The organism is Arthrobacter sp. CDRTa11, from assembly GCF_026427775.1.
In the GTDB taxonomy this organism is placed as follows: Bacteria; Actinomycetota; Actinomycetes; order Actinomycetales; family Micrococcaceae; genus Arthrobacter.
On sequence record NZ_CP044532.1, the window covers coordinates 4825007 to 4844355 of the forward strand.

The following is a 19349-nucleotide window of genomic DNA, read 5'->3' on the forward strand; positions in this document are numbered from 1 at the left end:
CCTATGAACAGCGCCAGCGCTCCCGAGGCCATGCAGCCGCCATCGGAACTCGAGTCCGGGAACCACGCCACAGGCAAGGGCCGCGTGCTCGCCTGGGCATCGTGGGACTGGGGATCTGCTGCCTTCAACGCTGTGATGACCACCTTCGTTTTCACTGTGTATCTGACGTCGAATGCGTTCGGCGGCGAAGACCGGGCCTCGGCTGTTCTTGGCGGCGCGCTGGCTGTGGCCGGAGTTGCCATCGCCCTTCTGGCTCCTGTTACTGGGCAGCGTTCTGACATCGGCGGACGCCGGAAGCTGTGGCTGGGGGTCAACACTGCCGCCGTCGCGATTCTGACCGCGCTGTGCTTCTTTGTGTTTCCCCGGCCGGAGTTCCTGCTGCTGGGCGTTTCACTCATCGCGCTAGGCAACGTGTTCTTCGAGTTCGCAGGCGTGAACTACAACGCCATGCTGGCGCAGATCTCCACCCCGAAGAACATTGGCAAGGTCAGCGGATTCGGCTGGGGCATGGGGTACCTGGGTGGCATCGTGGCGCTGCTCATCGTCCTGCAGCTGTTCGTCCAGCCCAGCTTCGACTGGTTCGGTGCCTCCACGGAGAACAGCCTGAACATCCGGCTGGTGGCGGTCTTCTCCGCACTCTGGTTCTTCATCTTCGCCCTGCCTGTCCTTTTCGCGGTTCCCGAACTGCCGCGGCCCAAACAGGCCAAGCCGCTGGGATTCATCGCTTCCTACCGCCTGCTCTTCCGCCGGATCAAGGCCATTTACGCCACGAGCCCGCACACCATCTACTTCCTGCTCGCCAGCGCCGTGTTTCGCGACGGGCTGGCAGCAGTCTTCACCTTCGGCGGAATCATCGCTGCGGGGACATTCGGCTTTGAACTGCCCCAGGTCATCTTTTTCGCGATCTTCGGCAACGTTGTGGCCGCCATCGGAGCAGTCATTGGCGGGTTCCTGGATGACCGGGCAGGGCCCAAAGCTGTCATCGTCGGCTCGCTGGTGGGACTCCTCATCGCAGGCACCATGATCCTGGTCCTGGGTAACGGCGACTACGTGTTCTTTGGCCTGGCCTGGGCCGGCAGCACCACGTTCTGGGTGTTCGGGCTGTTCCTGTGCCTCTTCGTGGGCCCTGCGCAGTCCTCGTCCCGGGCCTATCTGGCCCGGCTGGCTCCGCACGGCGAGTCGGGCGAACTCTTTGGCCTGTATGCCACCACCGGGCGTGCCGTCAGCTTCCTCGCCCCCGCCCTGTTCACCCTCTGCATCGCAGTGGCCACGCCCCTGGTGGCCCCCGGCGAGGCGCAGCGGTGGGGAATCCTGGGCATCATGGTGGTTCTCCTTGCAGGGCTTCTGGTCCTGCTGCCGGTGAAGTCTCCGGACAAAGCCCCTATCGCAGTGGTCCCCGCAGCCTAGCGCGAACGAACACTTAAGCCCCCGCTGAGACCTGCCGCCCGCCTGCCCCGCGGCGCCGCCATAAATGCCGGCCGGCGGACTAGGCTTAGTGTATGAACGTGGACGAGACGGACCTCCCCGGCCTGGGCCGGCGGAAGGATTTCATGACGGCTTCCGGCCGCCGTATCGGCGTGGTGGAATTCCGGGAAGGCCAGACGGAACTCATTGTTTCCACCTGGGACGATCCCGATACCTGCCAGGCGTCAATCCCCCTGACCGGAGATGAGGCAGCCACCCTGGGCAACCTCCTGGGCGGGCAGCACCTTGTCTTGAAACTGACAGAGGAACACAAGGACGTCCCTGGCATCGTGACCCGCCAGTTCTCCATTGCACCGGACTCCCCGTTCCAAAACCAGCCCATGGGAAAGGCGTGTATCCGGACGCGCTGCGGGGTCTCGATAGTGGCGATCATGCGCGAAGGCGAGGTGCTCCCGTCGCCGGGGCCCGACGTCGTACTTCATTCGGGTGACCTGCTCGTCGCAGTAGGTACGCAAGAAGGCCTGGACCAAGCAGCCGATATCCTGCGCAACGGCTGAGCGCTATGGACCCGCTGGCCCTGACCCTCATTGAACTGGGGGCCGTTGTGTTCTGCCTTGGCCTGTTGGCCAGGCTGGCCGGACGGATCGGAATGTCCCCTATCCCCCTCTACCTCGTGGGCGGCCTCGCCTTCGGCGCCGGGGGAATTGTTGAGCTCGAAGGAATGAAGGAGTTCTCGCACCTTTCGGGCGAGATCGGCGTGATTCTGCTGCTGCTTATGCTGGGCTTGGAATATACGGCAGCGGAATTGTTTACAGGCCTCCGACGTTCGTGGCAGGCCGGTGTTCTGGACCTCGTACTGAATTTCGCACCCGGGGCAGGACTCGCTCTGCTATTGGGCTGGGGCGTGGTGGGGGCAATGGTGATGGGCGGCGTCACGTATATTTCCTCCTCCGGGATCGCCGCGAAGGTCATCACGGACCTGGGCCGGATCGGTAACCGCGAAACGCCGGTGGTGCTGTCCATCCTGGTGTTCGAAGACCTGGCCATGGCGGTCTACCTCCCCATTCTCACGGCCACGCTGGCCGGGGTGAGTTTTTGGGGCGGGCTGACCACGGTGGGCATCTCCCTGGCGGTGGTCACGGTGGTTCTGATGGTGGCACTGCGGCACAGTCACCGGGTCTCCCAGGCGGTGCACAGTGAGAACTCAGAGGTGTTTCTGCTCAACCTCCTGGGTTTGGCGCTGCTGGTTGCCGGGCTTGCCTCCGCCATGCAGGTTTCGGCGGCGGTGGGGGCGTTTATGCTCGGCATCGCCATTTCCGGGGCCACCGCGCACAGCGCCACCAGGATCCTTGAGCCGCTGCGGGACCTTTTCGCGGCCATCTTTTTTGTGGCATTCGGGCTGAATACAGATCCTAACTCCATCCCTCCCGTGCTCGGCTGGGCGCTGATCCTTGCTTTGGTCACGGCCATCACCAAGATGGTCACCGGAGTCTGGGCAGCCAAACGCGCAGGGATCGCCCGTCCCGGCCAGTACCGTGCCGGCGCCGCCCTCATTGCGCGCGGCGAATTCTCTATTGTCATTGCCGGGCTGGCTGTGGCGTCCGGGGTAGTCACTGGTGAACTGGCCGCCCTTGCCACTGCCTACGTGCTGCTTATGGCGATCATCGGTCCGCTGGCGGCCCGTTACGTGGAGCCCCTGGTCAGGCCGTTCCTCCGCCCGTTGCCCGTGCCTGCCCAGGCCTAACGGCGCACGCAAGCTACTCGCGCCTCTCCGAGCCTCGCACTTTCGCCGTCCCTTCCGTTCCGAACCTCGCCTTGACGCCCCCTGCCCGCAGCGAGGAGTGACATCTCGGCGGTAAGAGCGAGTGTCATGTCTCAGCACCTCGTGGACACTTCATGTCTCAGGAGATCGTGGGCAGTTGATGTCTCAGGACTTCGTTGACGATTGGGTGGCCATGAATCCGCGGGGTTTGTTGTTGCCGACGTAGTTCGTGAGTCTTGGCGGGCGCTGGTGGGTGATGATTTCTGTTCCGCGGGAGTCGAAGAACATGATGGTTTCGTCGTCGTAGAGGACGTGAACTTCCTGGCCGATGTATTCGTTGCCGAGCCTGAAGCGGGTGCCCACAACGGTTGCTTCCCCTCTGAGATTGGCGATTCGGCGGACACTGCGGCGCGCTGAGGCCGTGATGGCTTCCGGTGCCGGAGGCTGTGGCGGCTCGGCTTTCGCGGTCGCGTTCCAGGCCTCGATCGGAGTGGTCCCGGGAGCCAGAGCCTGGTGTTCGCGTTCGATGTTGTAATAGCGGTCGTACACGTCGATCTGGGCCTGGAGCACCTCCATCGTGGCAGCCGGAGGTCTCTTGTTCAGGAAGAGGTGCAGGGTCCGGTGGAAACGTTCGTTCTTCCCCTGTGTGGTGGGCTTGTACGGCTTGCCGGTGATCGGCTCGACACCGGGGGACTTCAGGTATTCCACCAGGGCGCCGGTCCGTCCCATCCGTGTGGGATTGAATGCTGCGCCGTTGTCGGACAGGAATTTCCGAGGGACTCCGTGGCGTGCGATGGCAGTTTTCACGACCCGGATGGCCGCTTCGGACGTCTCACCGCTGGCGACGAGGGAAGCCAGCGCCAGACGTGAGTGGTCATCGACAATCTGGAAGATTGCGACCTTCCTGCCGCTGGCCAGAAGCCACTCGGTCGAGTCAATCTGCCAGCACCCGTTGGGCTCCGGATAGACGAATCTGCGGTAGGCGCTGCGTGGCTTCTTCCGTGGCTCCGGGACCACCACCCCTGCCCTGGTGAAGATCCGGGCCAGGGTCGCGCGAGAGGGAGGTACGAACCCTTGACGGCGTAATTTCGCTGCCACACTCAAGGGTCCGTGGTCATAGCCGGACTGCTTCAGGATTTCCCTCGTCAACAGGACCAATTCAACCGTTCCGGGACCGACCTGAGACGGGCTCGTCCTGGGCTTGGTGGAGTCCGTTTCCATGGCCTTGATCGGCCCTGCATCCACGGCCGCGGCCCTGACCTTGTAGAACCAAGCCCTGGAAACCCCATGGGGCCGGCAGAACAGCGTCACCGCACCCCGCGGGGCGTCCTCGGGCCAAGTCGCCACCAAGTGCCGGATCTTGATATCCGGGTTGAATTTGCTCATAACGCGAGCAAACCTCGCCCCCGTGTCCACGAAGTCCTGAGACACACTGTCCACGATGTCCTGAGACAGAAGTGTCCATTAAGTCATGAGACTCCACAGGCGGTAAGCGGGAACCTAAGCGCCGGGATCTCACCCCTCGCGAACGAGAGAGCCGGGAGCCCTAAATCGAGGTGCGGTGGAAGTTCTGGTGGCTGCGGCTGGCGGTGGGTCCGCGCTGGCCCTGGTAGCGGTTGCCGTACTGGCCCGAGCCATAGGGGTGCTCGGCGGCCGAGGTCAGCCGGAAGAAGCACAGCTGGCCGATCTTCATTCCCGGCCACAGCTTGATAGGCAGGGTGGCCATGTTGGACAGCTCCAGCGTCACGTGGCCGGAGAAGCCGGGATCGATAAACCCGGCCGTGGAGTGAGTCAGCAGCCCCAGCCTGCCGAGCGAGGACTTTCCTTCGAGCCGGGCGGCGATGTCATCGGGCAGCGTGACTGTCTCGTAGGTGGAGCCCAGGACAAACTCACCGGGGTGCAGGATAAAGGGCTCGCCCGTTTCGACCTCCACCAGGCGGGTCAGTTCGGGCTGCTCTTCCGCGGGGTCGATGTGCGCGTACTTGTGGTTGTCGAAAAGCCGAAAGAACCGGTCGATCCGGACGTCCACCGACGACGGCTGGACCATCGCGGAATCGTACGGTTCAAGGACAATCCGTTGGGAGTCTATTTCGGCACGAATATCGCGGTCAGAGATCAGCACGCCTCCCAAAGTACCGCATGCGTTATCCACACTTATATTTTTTCGTTGTTGCTGTCGCCTAGTGGGGCTAATGTGGCCTCAGATACAGAGGCGCCGGATGGTCTCCCGGATGGCCCAACAGAGCTGGGGATGTTGTGAATAGATTTTTGGCGCCATCTCTTGTTGGTGCTCTCTGCGCACTCCTGCTGGTCTCCTCATCAGCGGTGCTGCCGTCCGCACCTTTACCGGCGGGTGACCCGGCAGGGGCGGCGGGCCAGTTGGGCGCCCCGCCCAAGCCCGGCATGAACGACGCCGGCGCCTCCCTTGCCGGGGACAGTTCAGTCGGGTCCGCACTCCCCCCGGCTGTGGAACCGGCCGTGGAACCTGCCGTGGCACCGGGCATTCGGCCCGCAGCGCCGGTAGAGGTTCCTGTAACGGGGACTGCAACGAAAGCACCCACCGGCCAGGCACCCACGGGGGAAACTGCACCGCTCCCTGCTTCTACCCAGGAGCCAGCCCCGGACGTTCCCTGGATCCCACCGCTCTGGGCGCCGGACGCTGAGCTCGCCTCACCAACGGCCCCGGCAACAGCTCCGGCGGCGCCTCCCGTGCCGGGAGCAGAGTCCGCCACAACTCCGCCGGGCGCTGAGGCACTGGTGCCTGACAACAACGCCGCGGCCATCCTCACAGTGTTCAACAGAATCAATGAATACCGGGCGTCCAGGGGCCTAGCGCCGGTGAAGTACCACGCCACGGTGGCCGGGATGGCCCAGGAATGGTCCGACAGCATTGCCTCACGCGAGGTCATTGAGCACCGTGCGAGTTTCTGGACCGACCCCCGTGCACTGAACCCGAACAACGGTGCCGGCGAGGTCATCGCCATCCGCACAGACCGTGACGCAGCTATGCTTGTGGAGTGGTGGAAGGGTTCCCCCGGCCACAACGCCATGCTGCTCGATCCTCGGTTCAATGTCATGGGCGCCGGGATTACCTACACTGACCGCACGTACAAAATCTGGGGTGTGGTGAACTTCTTCGGCTACACCACATTGCCGGCAGGCACCACCAACTCCCCCGGCGGCGCCCCGGCGCAACCTACTCTTCCCCCCACCGTCTGCGATCCTGCCGTCAAGCACATGCCGCCAACCTTGGACCTGGCCAGCGCCGCCATCAACAGCCCGGCGGACCTGATCTCGATCAACTCTTCGGGGCAACTCCTCAACCGGCCGGCCGCCGGGAACCGGGCCTTTGGAGCGGCCAAGGTCATTGGTTCCGGCTTCGGGACTGCCAAGGAAGTGTTCATTACAGACTGGGAGCGTGACGGCACCTATGACCTCCTCACTCAATGGCAGGACGGGCGGCTGACGCTGCATGCCGGAGTGGCCGGCGGAGGCTTCCAGGCTCCGGTGACACTAGGGCAGTCCGGCTGGGCACCGTTGACGCTGGCAGTCGGCGGCTGGTGCGCCAACAACCGTCTGCCGCAGGTCCTGGCCCTGGACGCCGAAGGAAATCTCTTCCTCTATCCAAACAGGGGCCTAGCCGATATGGCGGCCCGGACACTCATCGCCAGCGGGGTCGTGGCCAGGCGTCTGGCCATGGTGGACTACGACGCCGACGGCTTCCAGGACCTGCTGGCCCTGCGGACGGACGGTGCGGTCCAGCTCTATCGTGGTGGAGGGATACCGACTCCCAAAGCCGAGGGCCGTCCCACGGTGGCCACAGGCTGGCAGGATGTTACCGGGATGCGGCCCCTGAAGGATGCCACCGGCTTGAACTCCACAGGGGTGGCGCTGCGGCGGGCTAACGACGTTGTGCAGTACTGGGACCTCAGCACCGGAAGCCTCGCGGCGCCGTCGAACATCACCGGGAGCTGGACGGGGCAGCGGCTCGCGCAATAGCGGAATCCGCGCACCCTGAAAGCCTAGGCGGCGGCCTGGAGTTCCAGGACGTCCCTTAGGCGCTCCAGCTGGGTGACTTCTGCTTTCATGGTCCGCTGGATCATGGCACTCATCAGGCCCATGAGGCCTTTGGGCTGGAACTCCAGGGCGAACCTCACCCTGGTTCCCTCGGGTTCGGTGCTGAGGTAGTAACCGCCCGCGGGCCGGGCCTGTCCGCTGATGACCTGGAACTGAATCTCTGCGCCGGGGCGGGCCTGGGTGATCTCGAAGTCACTCGCCACAAGCCGTCCGGAGCGGCTGGAGATGGTCTGCTGGTAGACGGCGCCTTTGGTGCCGGCCGCCCCGGAGGCCAGGCTGATGGTGCGGATCCCCTCGCGCCACTGGGGCAGGTTCATTCCGTCAATCAGGTAGGTGTAAACGGCCATCGCGTCACGCCGGATGAAAACCTCGTGCTCTGCAAATGCCATGGGAATCCTTCGTTTGACGTCGGGCCAGCCGTTGTAGCCCGCTCCACCCCCCTGACGCCGCAGCTATCCGGTTCAGACTAGCCAGTGCTTTCGGGCCCGACCTAGCCACATGCCGGGACGTTATTGAAGAGTTACTGGATGACGCGGCCCATGAAGCTGACGTCCATCCATGCGGACGCCGAACACCGGATACAGGGTTGGCTGATGCAGCCGTCCATGTGCGCTAAGCTAAGTTCTGCCCCGCGCAAATCGGGGCCACGCGGCTGTAGCTCAATGGTAGAGCGCTAGCTTCCCAAGCTTGATACGCGGGTTCGATTCCCGTCAGCCGCTCCAATGCTTCCTAGGATTTCCTCTCCTGCCTGACCCTCCGCTCCATTGCCTTTTTGAGCGCGGCTAGCCTGGCCTCCTCCTGTTTGCGGTAGCTGCCTTCCTTTGCCCCGGGCAGCAGGCGGCCCAGCCCCTTGGGCGTGTACTCAGCGCTCACCGTCATCCTGGTACTGTCCGCCACGGGATAAACCACGTACGAGCAGGTGATGGTTTCGTTCCGACCATCCAGCTTTTCCGTCCACGAACGCTCAGGGTCCAGATCCACGAACTCCGGCACGAGGTTCTCCTGCCCCGGGACTTCCGAGCGCGCCCCGGCGTCGACGCAGAAGGCGTAGACCGCGGCGCGGCTGCAGGGGATGAGAAGGGTGTTTTCAATGACGATGGATCCCATACTGCTGTTCCCGTACTTTTAGAAGGCCTGCCCCACACAGTGCCCAGAGCGCCATTTTCACACCGGAAACGGGGGTCGGCAAGAGACGCAGCCCCGCGCGAGCATGGAAACTCGCCCGGCCAGCCGAGTCGTTAGGTACCGCGGTGTATCGTTCGAAGTCAGGAACCCCTTCGGTTCCGCTACAGGAGCAATCATGGCTGACAAGTCCCCGCGTCAAGCAGCATCCAAAAAAGCCGGCAAGTCCATCAAGGAAAAGCGAGCAGACAAGAGGGCCGCAGCCGCGCCGGCCAGCTCCCTGGACATCACGTCGAAGGCCGCCAAAAAGAAGTGACCGGACAACAAAACCAACTGACCCTGGGCGTTCTGGCTTCGACCCGAAAACCGGACGAACGCCGCCTGCCCATCCATCCACTGCACTTTGAGCGGATCGCGCCCGAGTTGCGCCAGCGGATCATGGTGGAGCACGGTTACGGCGAGCGCTTCGGCGTCTCGGATGACCACATCTCCACCCTCGTGGGCAGCATGGTGAGCCGGGAAACCCTCGTGGCAGAGGCCGACGTCGTTCTCCTGCCCAAACCGCAGCCGGCGGACCTGGCGGAGCTGCGCGACGGCCAGGTCCTCTGGGGCTGGCCGCATTGCGTCCAGGACCGCGCCGTCACGCAGCTTGCCATCGACAAGAAGCTCACGCTGATTGCGTTTGAGGCCATGAACCATTGGGCCAGCGACGGCGGTTTTGGCCTCCATGTTTTCCACAAGAACAACGAGCTGGCGGGCTACTGCTCCGTCCTGCACGCCCTCGCGCTCACGGGTTCCACAGGCGACTACGGCCGGCGGCTCAATGCCGTGGTGATCGGTTTTGGCGCCACGGCCCGGGGCGCCGTCACGGCTTTGAACGCCCATGGCATCCACGATGTCCAGGTGCTGACCAACCGCGGAGTTGCCGCGGTGGGCGCGCCTATCCACTCGGTCAACATTGTGCAGTTTGATCACGACGACGAAGCCCCCTTCCTAAGCCAAGTCATCACCGAGCGGGGACGGGTTCCGCTGGCCCCCTTCCTGGCCGAGAGCGACATCGTGGTCAACTGCACGCTGCAGGACCCCAACAACCCGCTCACCTACCTTCGGACAGAGGACCTTGGCGCATTCAGCCCCGGAAGCCTGATCATTGACGTTTCCTGCGACGAGGGCATGGGTTTCAGCTGGGCACGCTCCACCACGTTCGCCGAACCCATGTTTACGGTGGGCGATCACATCGACTACTACGCCGTGGACCACAGCCCGTCCTACCTCTGGAACTCCTCCAGCTGGGAGATCAGCCAAGCGCTGCTGCCCTTCCTGGAGACCGTCACCGCCGGTCCCGAAGCATGGGACGGGAACGAAACCATTTCGCGCGCCATCGAAATACGCGACGGCGTGATCCTCAACAAGGACATTTTGGATTTCCAGCGACGCCAGGCGGAGTACCCACACCTGCCGGCGTAGCCCACCGGCAGCCGGGGCCCCCAACTAGGCCGCAGCAGGCCGGCTGACTATCTGCACCGGGTGGCGGCGGTCTTTCAGGTCCACCCGCAGCTTCAATGCGCCTTTCCGGGCAAGGACAACACCAACTGTGAGTGCCGCGAGCGCCGGCACACCGCCAGAAACGAGCAGCGCCACATGCGGGTCTGCATGTTCGGCGATCCAGCCCAGCATGGGACCGCCAATGGCCTGGCCGCCAATCAGCACCATGATGTACAGGCTCACGACGCGGCCGCGGATGCCCATGTTGGAGCTGATCTGGACCAGCTGGTTGGAGCCGGTCAGGAACATCAGGCACCAGAAGCCGGAGAGCACCATCACCACGCTGAACCACAGCATCGACGGGGCCAGGGCAGCCAGGCACAGCATCAGGCCGTACATGCCGGCGCAGAACACCACTGACCGGAGCCGAAGCTGCCGGCGGCGGGTGGAGGTAATGGCACCGCAGAGGGCACCCAGCGCCACCAGTGCATTCAGCAGGCCGTAGCCCCCGGCGCCGACGTCGAACACGTGGTCAGCGAAAGCTGCCAGCAGCACCGGCAGGCTCATGGCGAAGACGGCGATGAACCCTGCCATCAGCCACGGCCAGTAAATGGTTGGCTTGCTCAGCGCGTACTTCAGGCCTTCCCGGAGCATCCCTTTACGCTTTGGCGCCGGAGTGCTGACATACAGCTGGTCCTTCCGAAGGAGCAGCAGCATGGTCACGGTGGAGCAGCATGCCACGGCGTTCGCCGCGAAGGCCCAGCCTGCGCCGACGGCGGTGAGCAGGATTCCGGCCAGCGCAGGGCCGATCAGTCCACCCAGCTGGAACGTGGTGGAGTTGACGCTGATGGCGTTGCGTAGATACTTGGGGCCCACCAGCTCGTTCACGAAGACCTGCCGCGCGGGCTGGTCCAGCACCGTGACCAGGCCCAGCACCAGTGCGATGACATAGACGTGCCAGACCTCCACCACGCCGCTGAGGGCCAGGGCAGCGAGCGCAGCGGCCAGGACTGCGGCCATGCACTGGCACACGATCAGGATCTTTCGCTTGGCGAACCTGTCCGCCATCATCCCGGCCCACGGCCCCAGGAAAAGTGACGGCATGAACTGCAGGGCAACGGTGATGCCGACGGCGGTGACCGAGCCGGAGAGCTCAAGGACCATCCAGTCCTGCGCGATGCGCTGCATCCAGACAGCGATGACGGCCACGAAGTGCCCGATGGCGAAGATGCGGAAGTTCGGAACCCTCAGGGAGATGAACGTGTGCTTCCAGGGCAGGCGTTCGCTGACGACGGCGATGGGCTGGGTCTGGGCGGAAGCGGAGTCGATGATGGGCTGGCTGACTGTTGCCGACGACGGCGGTGGGGGTGCCACAGGGGTGTCCTCAAAGGAAGTGGGCGGGCTGGGATGCCCTTAACGCTAAGCTGGTCCAGCGTGATTATGCAGCCTTATGGCGCCTATAACTCGCATAGTGAAACGTAATGCCACTGCTTTGACGCCCAGCTCCAGACCCCTTCGCCGAACGGAGTCCACCGTGTTTGAACCCGCCCAGCTCCGCTCTTTCCTCGCCGTCGCAGAGACCCTGAGCTTCACCAAAGCAGCGGAACGGCTTGGCCTTGCCCAGCCAACCATCAGCCAGCACGTGCGGAAGTTGGAGGCGGCTGCCAAGCGCGTCCTGGTCACCCGGGATACCCGCGATGTGCGGCTCACGGACAATGGCGACGCCATGGCCGGCTTCGCCCGAAACATCCTCTCCGCCCATGACGCCGCGTCGCGGTACTTCTCCGGCTCAGCCATGCGCGGCCGCCTGCGCTTTGGCACCGCCGACGACCTTGCCATCACCGGGCTGCCCCGGATCCTGCGCGAGTTCCGGCAGATCTATCCGCAGATCAACCTGGAGCTGACGGTGGGCCAGAGCGATCAGCTCTACAAAAAACTCAACGCCGGCCAGCTGGATCTGGTGTTCGTGAAATGGGTGGCCGGGGCCAAGGACGGCACAGTTGTCCAGCACGATTCGTTCTCCTGGGTGGGGCTGGAGCAGACGTTGCTGGAGCCAGGCAGCCCGGTGCCCCTGATTGCCTACCCGTCCCCCAGCCTCAGCCGGAAGCTGGCCATCGACGCCTTGGAATCGCACGGCAGGACCTGGCGGATCACGTGCACCACCCGGCAGATCAGCGGTGTCCTGGCGGCAGTTCGTGCAGGCATTGGCGTTGCCGTCATGCCGTCGTCGCTGGTCCCGGAGGACCTGAAAATTATCACCCGCCGCTTCGACCTTCCGCCCGTAGGCGACGTCGACTTCACCCTGATCCGCAACCCGCTGGCCAACGCCGAGGTGATTGACGCCCTGACGCAGGCCATCGTTGGCCGGACCCTGAAAAAGTCCGCCTGAAACCGTGCTCCTCGGCGGGCCGGCCGCGGGGGTCAGCAAAACCATTGAACAAGAAGCCCGCATAATCTATGCTGGTTTTCCATGGTCAAGCAGAGGGCCGGTTCAACAACACGAGCACGCCCTCCGCCCATGGGCTGGCTGTGCTCGAGATAGGCAGCCAATGACGACAGCCAAGAACACCCAATTCCACACAGCACACGCACGCCCCCTCAACTCGGCGCGCCCGCTGACTACCCGCTATTCAAGCCTCGGCTCCGGCATCGCCGTTGAGTCCGAATATGTCGGCAAGCCCACCTGCGAAAAGTGCGGAACCGACGAATTTATCTACCTTGAGTCCTACGTCCCGCCTGTCTTCCGGCGCGACGGAGCAGTAAGGACACTCGGCGAGGTTGCCTACACGTGCACCCGCTGCGAAGACTTCTCCGCCCATAGCGTTCCCGCGTCGTGGACACCCCCAGGCTGGTACCTGGGCTAATTTCCACAGTTTCCTGAGCCCGGCGCATCCGGCGCGGGCCAGCTGCTAAGACAACAAGTGCATCAGCAACAAGTGCATCAGCAATAAGGCCGGGCGGCCACCATATGGTGGCCGCCCGGCCTTGTTGTGCGCTGACTCTTTCTGCTGATCGGCTAGATGAGTGCGGCTAGATGAGCGCGTCCGAGAGGTGATTCGGGGTTCCGAAGCGGTGTGCGGTGATGCTGACGGCCTGCTCATGGAGGAACGGCAGCAGCTCCACCCGTCCGGATTCGGTCACCTCATGGGCGTAAACCGCCAGGTCGGGACGGCCCTCTGTCGCTTCCGCCAGCGCGATGGAGTTCCCGCCGATCAGGCGGATCCGGGCTCCGGACAGCTTGCCGGCGGCGGCGAGCCGGGCAGCCGTTGCCAGCCAGCCGGCGTCGGACTCCACCGTCACGTCAATATCAAGTCCCGTAAACACCGAGCGGAGCTGGGCGGGAAGTTCGACGGCGGTGGAAACGGTGAGCCTTGAGCCTGCCAGAACGCCCGCGGCCACAGTCCGCGCCAAGTGCACCAGCGGGGCACCTTCGGAGAGGCGCACGGTTACCGGCAGAGACCGGTAGCGGAAGATGTTCCGCTCCGCGCTCAGGCCGGAGACATCCTTGGCGGTACCGAATTCGTCCGCCCAGGCCCGGGCATCGGATGCCACGGCGCGCTGCAGGGATTCCAGCTCGGCAGGCTCCACGGCACTCCCGGCCGCGTTGATGATCCGGCGGACACCGGGGTTGGTGACCCGTGAACCGAGCGAGCTTTCTTTGCTGATCCAGTCGCCGAGGCCTGCAAGGTAGTTGGGGCCGCCGGCCTTGGTTCCGGGACCTACGGCAGACTTCTTCCAGCCGCCGAAGGGCTGGCGCTGCACGATGGCGCCGGTGATGCCCCGGTTCACGTACAGGTTTCCGGCCTGGATGGTGTCCAGCCACGTGGCTAGCTCGTCCGAGTTGAGCGAGTGCAGCCCTGCGGTGAGGCCGTACTCAATCTGGTTCTGGAGCGCGATGGCCTCTTCCAGGGTATCCGCCGTCATGACGCCCAGCACGGGTCCGAAGAATTCGGTGAGGTGGAAGTAGGATCCGCGCTTGACGCCGTAGCGGACGCCCGGGCTCCACAGCCTGCCGGTGCCGTCCAGCTTGCGGGGTTCAATCGCCCAGCTTTCGCCTTCACCGAGGGTGGTCAGGGCGTTGAGCAGCTTGCCGTTGGCCGGCTCGATGATGGGTCCCATCTGGCTGGTGGGGTCCTGCGGGTAGCCCACCTTGAGGGATGTCACGGCGTCGATCAGCTGGTTGCGGAACCGCTTGGATGTTGCCACCGAGCCCACCAGGATCACCAGTGAAGCGGCGGAGCACTTCTGCCCGGCGTGGCCGAAGGCGGAGTAGGCCACGTCTTTGGCGGCCAGGTCGAAGTCAGCACTGGGGGTGACGATGATGGCGTTCTTGCCGCTGGTCTCGGCCAGCAGCGGCAGGTCCTTGCGGAAGGAGCGGAACAGCTCGGCCGTCTCGTAGCCGCCGGTCAGGATCACCCGGTCCACGGCGGGGTGGGAGATCAGCTGCTTCCCGAGTTCCCGCTCGCCCAGCTGCACCATGGTGAGCACGTCACGCGGGATGCCCGCTTCCCACAGCGCCTCGATCATCACGGCACCGCTGCGGCAGGCCTGCTTGGCAGGCTTGATCACGACGGCGGAGCCGGCGGCGAGCGCTGCAAGGGTGGACCCTGCGGGGATGGCGACAGGGAAGTTCCACGGCGGAGTGACCACGGTGAGTTTGGCCGGGACGAACGTTGCGCCGTCGACCTTTTCCAGCTTCCGCGCGGACTCGGCGTAGTAGTGGGCGAAGTCCACGGCTTCACTGACCTCGGGGTCGCCCTGGTCGATGGTTTTGCCGGTTTCGCTGGCCATGACCTCGAGCAGGTCCGCGCGGCGGGCCTCCAGGACGTCTCCGGCCCGGTGCAGGATTTCAGCGCGCTCGTCGCCGGAGAGGGCACCCCAGGCTTTGCCCTTTTCCACTGCAGTTTCGATCACGGTGTTGAGGGTTTCCTCATCGGTGATGGTGGCCGCCTGAACGGAGGCGTTGCCGAGCGAGGATGTGGGGACGCGGCCCAGGATGGCCCGGCCCCAGTCCCGGTTGGCCGGCAGCGACGGGTCGGTGTCGGGGGTGTCCTTGAATGAATCGTGCGGCAGCGGCTGCGGCGGCAGGCTGCGGTTCTGCCGGCGGTTGGGCAGCGGGACGGCGTCGTCGAGCTTTTCCAGGGAGACCAGGAAGCGCTGCTTCTCACGCTCGAACAGGGATTCGTTCTCGCTCAGTTCGAAGACTGCCGACATGAAGTTGTCCTGGCTGGCGCCCTCTTCCAGGCGGCGGATCAGGTAGGCGATGGCGACGTCGAACTCGGCCGGGTGCACCACCGGGGTGTAGAGCAGCAGCGAGCCGACGTCCTTTTTGACGGCCTCCGCCTGGCCCTGCGCCATGCCCAGCAGCATCTCGAACTCGATGCCCGACTCCACACCGCGCTGCTTGGCCAGAAGCCAGGCAAAGGCGATATCAAAGAGGTTGTGGCCGGCAACGCCGATCCGGATGTTGCGGATCCGCTCCGGGTGGAGGGAGTAGTTGATGACCCGCTTGTAGTTGGTGTCGGAATCCTGCTTGGTTCCCCACGTGGCCAGCGGCCAGTCGTGCAGGGAGGACTCCACCTGTTCCATGGGCAGGTTGGCGCCCTTGACCACACGGACTTTGATGGGCGCGCCGCCCTGGGCACGGCGTTCGGCCGCCCAGTCCTGCAGCCGGATCATGGCGGAGAGCGCGTCCGGCAGGTAGGCCTGCAGCACGATGCCGGCCTCGAGGTTCTTGAACTCGGGCTTGTCCAGGATCCGGGTGAACACCGCGATGGTCATGTCCAGGTCCTTGTATTCCTCCATGTCCAGGTTGATGAACTTGGCCTTGGGGAAGGAGGCTGCTTTGGCGAACAGCGGGGTGAGCTTGTCCACCACGTGCTCCACGGCCTCGTCAAAGGCCCAGGGTGAATGCGGCGCCACGGTGGAGGAGACCTTGATGGACACGTAGTCCACATCCGGACGCGCCAGCAGCGTATGGGTGCCTTCGAGCCGGCGGGAAGCTTCATGTTCACCCAGGACGGCCTCGCCCAGGAGGTTCACGTTGAGCTTGATGCCGTCCTTGCGGATCTTCGCGATGGCCGGGCCAAGCTTGGCGTCGGTGGCGTCCACGATCAGGTGGCCCACCATTTCCCGGAGCACGCGCCGGGCGACCGGAATAACAACCTGCGGAAGGACGGGGGCCATGGTGCCGCCCACGCGGACTGCGCTGCGCATGTACCACGGAAGGAAGGCGGGGACCTTGGGGGCCAGGGCTGCGAGGTTCCGGGCCGCCACGTGGATGTCCTCAGGGCGGACTACGCCGTCCACAAACCCCACGGTGAATTCCAGGCCGTTGGGGTCCTTGAGCACGCCGGCAAGCTGCTCCGCGGAAGCGTCCACCGGCACCTTCGAGGCCTCTGTCAGCCAGTGGCGCACCAACGCGATGCTCTCCTGGGCAAGCGCCTTCGCCTCCGGCACATCTGCATGCGTGGGGGAGCTGGCCGAGCCGGCATTCACACCGGTCTTCACTGCAATGTTGGTCATGGCTGGTACTCGTTCTTTCCTTGGTCCGGAGGGGTCTTACTCATCAGTATGAGCCTTGGATCACATAAGATAAAGCGATGTTTTCTGAGCAATACAGGTTAGAAAAGCCAATGTAATTAATTCCAGTCCGAACGGTCAGAAAATCCCTTAGACGCCCTCTCACCTTTGGCCTGTTTTGGGGCAACGCTCTCTCACTTATTGTGGGTTTTCAGGCCACCCTCTCTCACGTCCGCTGGTCACGACGCCAATCCAACCAGCGCACAATAGGACGAGCCCTCCCCCACGGACAGTGAGAGAGGGCTCGTCCAAAATGCGCGTTAACTGAGAGAGCGTCTGTGGAAACCTGCAGGAAGTGAGAGAGCGTTTCGAAATACCTGCAGGAAGTCAGAGAGCGTCCTGGGGTCGGTCAGCCGACGGGGCGGTGCATCTCCTCGGCCTCTGCGTGGCGCGGGCTGTTGGGATTCATCAGAGAGTGCTTGCGGCCGTAGAAGAAGTAGATGGCCAGGCCGATGATGAGCCACACGCCGAACCGCCATTTGGTGTCAGCCGGCAGCTGCCAGATGAGCAGGGCAGAGGCCAGGACGCCGAAGGCCGGAATGAAGGGCATCAACGGCAGCCGGAATGTCCGGGGCGCATCAGGCCTCTTGTAGCGGAACACGATGACGGCGAGGCAGACCACCACGAACGCGGCCAGGATACCAATGTTGGTCAGGTCGGCCACGGCCTTGATGGGGAAAACGCCGGCCAGCAGGGCCGAGGAAATTCCGGCAATCCAGGTGACGCGCTGAGGGGTGCCGTGCTTGTCGGTTCCGGCGAACCAGCCCGGCAGCAGCCCGTCGCGGCTCATGGAGAACCAGACGCGGGTGACGCCCAGCAGGAAGGTCAGCATCACGGTAAGGATGGACAGCACGGCGAACACGGAGATGATGGTGGCAATCACAGGCAGGCCGACGCTGGTGAAGGCTGAAGCGAAGCCTGCAGCCGGGTCGATGTCCTTGTAGTTCTGCATTCCGGTGAGGACCAGGGTTGCTGCAACGTAGAGCAGCATGGCCACGATCAGGGACAGGACGATGGCCTTGGGCATGTGCTTCTTGCCGTCAGTGGCTTCCTCGGCCGCCGTACTCATGGCGTCGTAACCGAAGACAGCGAAGAAGACAGTGGCAGAGCCGGCCAGGACGGGACCAAAGCCGCTGGGCATGAACGGGTTGTAGTTGTTGGTGTCGATGTAGAAGACGCCAAGGCCGATGATGAAGAGGATCAGAACTACCTTGATGGCCACGGCCACCAACTCAAACCGGCCGAAGGCCTTTGTGCCGCGGCTCAGGATCCACGTCACCAGGAGGCAGACCAGGATGGCGGGAATGTTGATGATGCCGCCCTTGCCTTCATCCGGCGTCGACGCCATCCAGGTGGGCAGGTGAATTCCCAGGCCGGAAAGGAAGGCTTCGAAGTAACCGGAGATGCCAATGGCCACCACCGCCACGATCGCGATGTATTCGAGCAGCAGGTCCCAGCCAATAAACCAGCCGATCACTTCACCCAGAGCCACGTAGCCGTAGGTGTAGGCGGATCCGGCACGGGGGATCATGCCCGCGAACTCCGCGTATGACAGCGCCGCGGCCGCCGACGCCAGGCCTGCAATCAGGAACGAAATGAGCACGGCGGGCCCCACACCCGGAGTGTCTTCGTTGCCTGCTGCGACCAGCCCGGCAAGGGAGAAGATCCCGACGCCGATGATGCCGCCGACGCCGATAGCGGTCAGCTGCCAGAGGCCGAGCGATTTAAAAAGCCCGCTGTGCTTGTTTTCTTCTTCGATGTCGTTCAGGGGCTTTCGCCGCATGATCGACTGGGTCAAATCTCTTGTGCTCATCAGGAACTCCTGCTTGGGTGGGGCCCCATCTAGGCTCCCGGTGCGTGGCCTGTGACGGGGATAACTCAACCCCAACAGTATGCAAGCGCAATTGCATTAGATAAAGTGACTATTTCTAACCGGTATTGATTAGCCTAAATATCCATTCGTGAGAAGGACCAGCACATGCTCGACGTCCGGCGGCTCCGGCTGCTCCGTGAATTGCAGATCCGGGGCACCCTCGCGGAAGTGGCCGAGGCGCTCCAATACAGCCCGTCGTCAGTGTCCCAGCAGCTGGCCCTCCTGGAAAAAGAGGCCGGCGTGGAGCTGCTCCGGAAGACGGGGCGCCGCGTGCAGCTGACTCCGCAGGCGGAAGTCCTGGTGGCCCACACCGCGCAGTTGCTGGAGACCCTGGAGCAGGCGGAGGCGGACCTGGCAGCGTCGCTGACCACAGTCACCGGCACTGTCCGGATCGCCGTTTTCCAGTCTGCGGCCCTGGCCCTGATGCCGGACACCCTGTCCCGGATGTCCACCGCCTACCCCGAGGTCCGGATCGAGATGACCCAGCGGGAGCCAGAAACAGCGCTGCATGAAACGTGGGCCCGGGACTTCGACCTGGTGATCGCCGAACAGTATCCGGGTCACGCCGCTCCCCGTTACCCCGAACTGGACCGCATCAAACTGACTACTGACGCCATCAGGCTGGCGGTTCCACCGCAGGCTGCCGGCCGGCCGCCGATCACGTCCCTCCAGGACACCGCGGACATGGCATGGGTGATGGAGCCCAGGGGTGCAGCATCCCGGCACTGGGCTGAGCAGGCGTGCCGCAGCGCCGGTTTTGAACCCGACGTACGGTTTGAAACAGCTGACCTGCAGGCCCAGATCCGGCTGATCGAGTCGGGGAACGCCGTGGCCCTGATGCCGGACCTGGTCTGGACCGGGCGGGGCACCACGGCGCAGTTGCTGGAGCTGCCGGCCAACCCGTTCAGGACCATTTTCACGTCTGTCAGGCGCGCCAGCGCCAGCAGGCCCGCCATCCTGGCTGCCCGCGAAATGCTCGCCCTGACTGCCGAATCCGTCGCAAAATCGGACGACGCCGGGTAG

Annotated in this window: 15 protein-coding genes, 1 tRNA gene and 1 pseudogene; 10 read left to right on the forward strand and 7 right to left on the reverse strand. The window is 64.1% G+C overall.

The genetic code is table 11. The features are described from left to right. Positions 1–3: 3 nt before the first annotated feature. The 3 genes from F8G81_RS22065 to F8G81_RS22075 all read left to right on the forward strand — a co-directional run bounded on the left by F8G81_RS22065 (position 4) and on the right by F8G81_RS22075 (position 3169). On the forward strand, positions 4–1407 hold the full coding sequence (locus F8G81_RS22065; RefSeq protein WP_267276762.1) for an MFS transporter: 1404 nt from the start codon (positions 4–6) through the stop codon (positions 1405–1407). Positions 1408–1499: 92 nt separating this feature from the next. Beyond that, complete coding sequence (locus F8G81_RS22070) at positions 1500–1982, forward strand: cation:proton antiporter regulatory subunit (RefSeq protein WP_267276763.1); 483 nt, start codon at positions 1500–1502, stop codon at positions 1980–1982. 5 nt (positions 1983–1987) lie between these two features. Next, on the forward strand, positions 1988–3169 hold the full coding sequence (locus tag F8G81_RS22075) for a cation:proton antiporter (RefSeq protein ID WP_267276764.1): 1182 nt from the start codon (positions 1988–1990) through the stop codon (positions 3167–3169). Positions 3170–3326: 157 nt separating this feature from the next. Here F8G81_RS22075 and F8G81_RS22080 read toward each other — a convergent pair. Together F8G81_RS22080 and dcd are read right to left on the reverse strand one after the other, a co-directional pair. Next, a pseudogene (locus F8G81_RS22080) lies at positions 3327–4498 on the reverse strand (DDE-type integrase/transposase/recombinase). Between the two features lie 235 nt (positions 4499–4733). Beyond that, positions 4734–5309, reverse strand: a complete 576-nt coding sequence (dcd, locus tag F8G81_RS22085; protein WP_267279327.1) for a dCTP deaminase — start codon at positions 5307–5309, stop codon at positions 4734–4736. Positions 5310–5455: 146 nt separating this feature from the next. On the opposite strand from dcd, the gene F8G81_RS22090 reads away from it, so the two are divergent. Then, positions 5456–7186, forward strand: a complete 1731-nt coding sequence (locus F8G81_RS22090) for a CAP domain-containing protein (protein WP_323809220.1) — start codon at positions 5456–5458, stop codon at positions 7184–7186. Positions 7187–7209: 23 nt separating this feature from the next. On the opposite strand, the gene F8G81_RS22095 is transcribed toward F8G81_RS22090, so the two are convergent. After that, the gene (locus tag F8G81_RS22095) at positions 7210–7653 is read right to left on the reverse strand and encodes an SRPBCC family protein (protein ID WP_267276765.1); all 444 of its coding nucleotides are present in this window, start codon (positions 7651–7653) and stop codon (positions 7210–7212) included. A gap of 259 nt (positions 7654–7912) precedes the next feature. Between F8G81_RS22095 and F8G81_RS22100 the strand changes: the two genes are divergently transcribed. Further along, positions 7913–7986: transfer RNA gene (locus F8G81_RS22100), tRNA-Gly, on the forward strand. Positions 7987–7993: 7 nt separating this feature from the next. On the opposite strand, the gene F8G81_RS22105 is transcribed toward F8G81_RS22100, so the two are convergent. Beyond that, a complete protein-coding gene (locus F8G81_RS22105) occupies positions 7994–8371 on the reverse strand; it encodes a hypothetical protein (RefSeq protein ID WP_267276766.1) in 378 nt (125 codons plus the stop codon). 193 nt (positions 8372–8564) lie between these two features. On the opposite strand from F8G81_RS22105, the gene F8G81_RS22110 reads away from it, so the two are divergent. Continuing rightward, positions 8565–8702, forward strand: coding sequence for a hypothetical protein (locus F8G81_RS22110; protein ID WP_267276767.1), 138 nt, complete (start codon positions 8565–8567; stop codon positions 8700–8702). Then, positions 8699–9853, forward strand: coding sequence for a N(5)-(carboxyethyl)ornithine synthase (locus F8G81_RS22115; RefSeq protein WP_267276768.1), 1155 nt, complete (start codon positions 8699–8701; stop codon positions 9851–9853). The genes F8G81_RS22110 and F8G81_RS22115 overlap by 4 nt, the downstream gene beginning before the upstream one ends. A gap of 24 nt (positions 9854–9877) precedes the next feature. Here F8G81_RS22115 and F8G81_RS22120 read toward each other — a convergent pair whose 3' ends face one another. Further along, on the reverse strand, positions 9878–11245 hold the full coding sequence (locus F8G81_RS22120) for an MFS transporter (RefSeq protein WP_267276769.1): 1368 nt from the start codon (positions 11243–11245) through the stop codon (positions 9878–9880). A gap of 160 nt (positions 11246–11405) precedes the next feature. Here F8G81_RS22120 and F8G81_RS22125 point away from each other — a divergent pair, with 160 nt between their 5' ends. Next, positions 11406–12260 carry a LysR family transcriptional regulator gene (locus F8G81_RS22125; protein ID WP_267276770.1) on the forward strand — a complete coding sequence of 285 codons (855 nt, stop codon included), beginning with the start codon at positions 11406–11408 and terminating at the stop codon, positions 12258–12260. Between the two features lie 160 nt (positions 12261–12420). After that, complete coding sequence (locus tag F8G81_RS22130) at positions 12421–12735, forward strand: hypothetical protein (RefSeq protein WP_267276771.1); 315 nt, start codon at positions 12421–12423, stop codon at positions 12733–12735. A gap of 166 nt (positions 12736–12901) precedes the next feature. Here F8G81_RS22130 and F8G81_RS22135 read toward each other — a convergent pair whose 3' ends face one another. Together F8G81_RS22135 and F8G81_RS22140 are read right to left on the reverse strand one after the other, a co-directional pair. Further along, positions 12902–16396, reverse strand: coding sequence for a bifunctional proline dehydrogenase/L-glutamate gamma-semialdehyde dehydrogenase (locus F8G81_RS22135; protein ID WP_267276772.1), 3495 nt, complete (start codon positions 16394–16396; stop codon positions 12902–12904). Positions 16397–16802: 406 nt separating this feature from the next. Then, positions 16803–18266, reverse strand: coding sequence for an amino acid permease (locus tag F8G81_RS22140; RefSeq protein WP_267276773.1), 1464 nt, complete (start codon positions 18264–18266; stop codon positions 16803–16805). A gap of 165 nt (positions 18267–18431) precedes the next feature. Between F8G81_RS22140 and F8G81_RS22145 the strand changes: the two genes are divergently transcribed. Then, positions 18432–19349 carry a LysR substrate-binding domain-containing protein gene (locus F8G81_RS22145; RefSeq protein WP_267276774.1) on the forward strand — a complete coding sequence of 306 codons (918 nt, stop codon included), beginning with the start codon at positions 18432–18434 and terminating at the stop codon, positions 19347–19349.

Bases quoted from the DNA above. Each gene is read 5' to 3' on its own strand.
- F8G81_RS22065 (WP_267276762.1), top strand. From the start codon at position 4: ATGAACAGCGCCAGCGCTCCCGAGGCCATGCAGCCGCCATCGGAACTC.
- F8G81_RS22070 (WP_267276763.1), top strand. From the start codon at position 1,500: ATGAACGTGGACGAGACGGACCTCCCCGGCCTGGGCCGGCGGAAGGAT.
- F8G81_RS22075 (WP_267276764.1), top strand. From the start codon at position 1,988: ATGGACCCGCTGGCCCTGACCCTCATTGAACTGGGGGCCGTTGTGTTC.
- F8G81_RS22095 (WP_267276765.1), bottom strand. From the start codon at position 7,653: ATGGCATTTGCAGAGCACGAGGTTTTCATCCGGCGTGACGCGATGGCC.
- F8G81_RS22105 (WP_267276766.1), bottom strand. From the start codon at position 8,371: ATGGGATCCATCGTCATTGAAAACACCCTTCTCATCCCCTGCAGCCGC.
- F8G81_RS22110 (WP_267276767.1), top strand. From the start codon at position 8,565: ATGGCTGACAAGTCCCCGCGTCAAGCAGCATCCAAAAAAGCCGGCAAG.
- F8G81_RS22130 (WP_267276771.1), top strand. From the start codon at position 12,421: ATGACGACAGCCAAGAACACCCAATTCCACACAGCACACGCACGCCCC.
- F8G81_RS22135 (WP_267276772.1), bottom strand. From the start codon at position 16,396: ATGACCAACATTGCAGTGAAGACCGGTGTGAATGCCGGCTCGGCCAGC.
- F8G81_RS22140 (WP_267276773.1), bottom strand. From the start codon at position 18,266: ATGAGCACAAGAGATTTGACCCAGTCGATCATGCGGCGAAAGCCCCTG.
- F8G81_RS22145 (WP_267276774.1), top strand. From the start codon at position 18,432: ATGCTCGACGTCCGGCGGCTCCGGCTGCTCCGTGAATTGCAGATCCGG.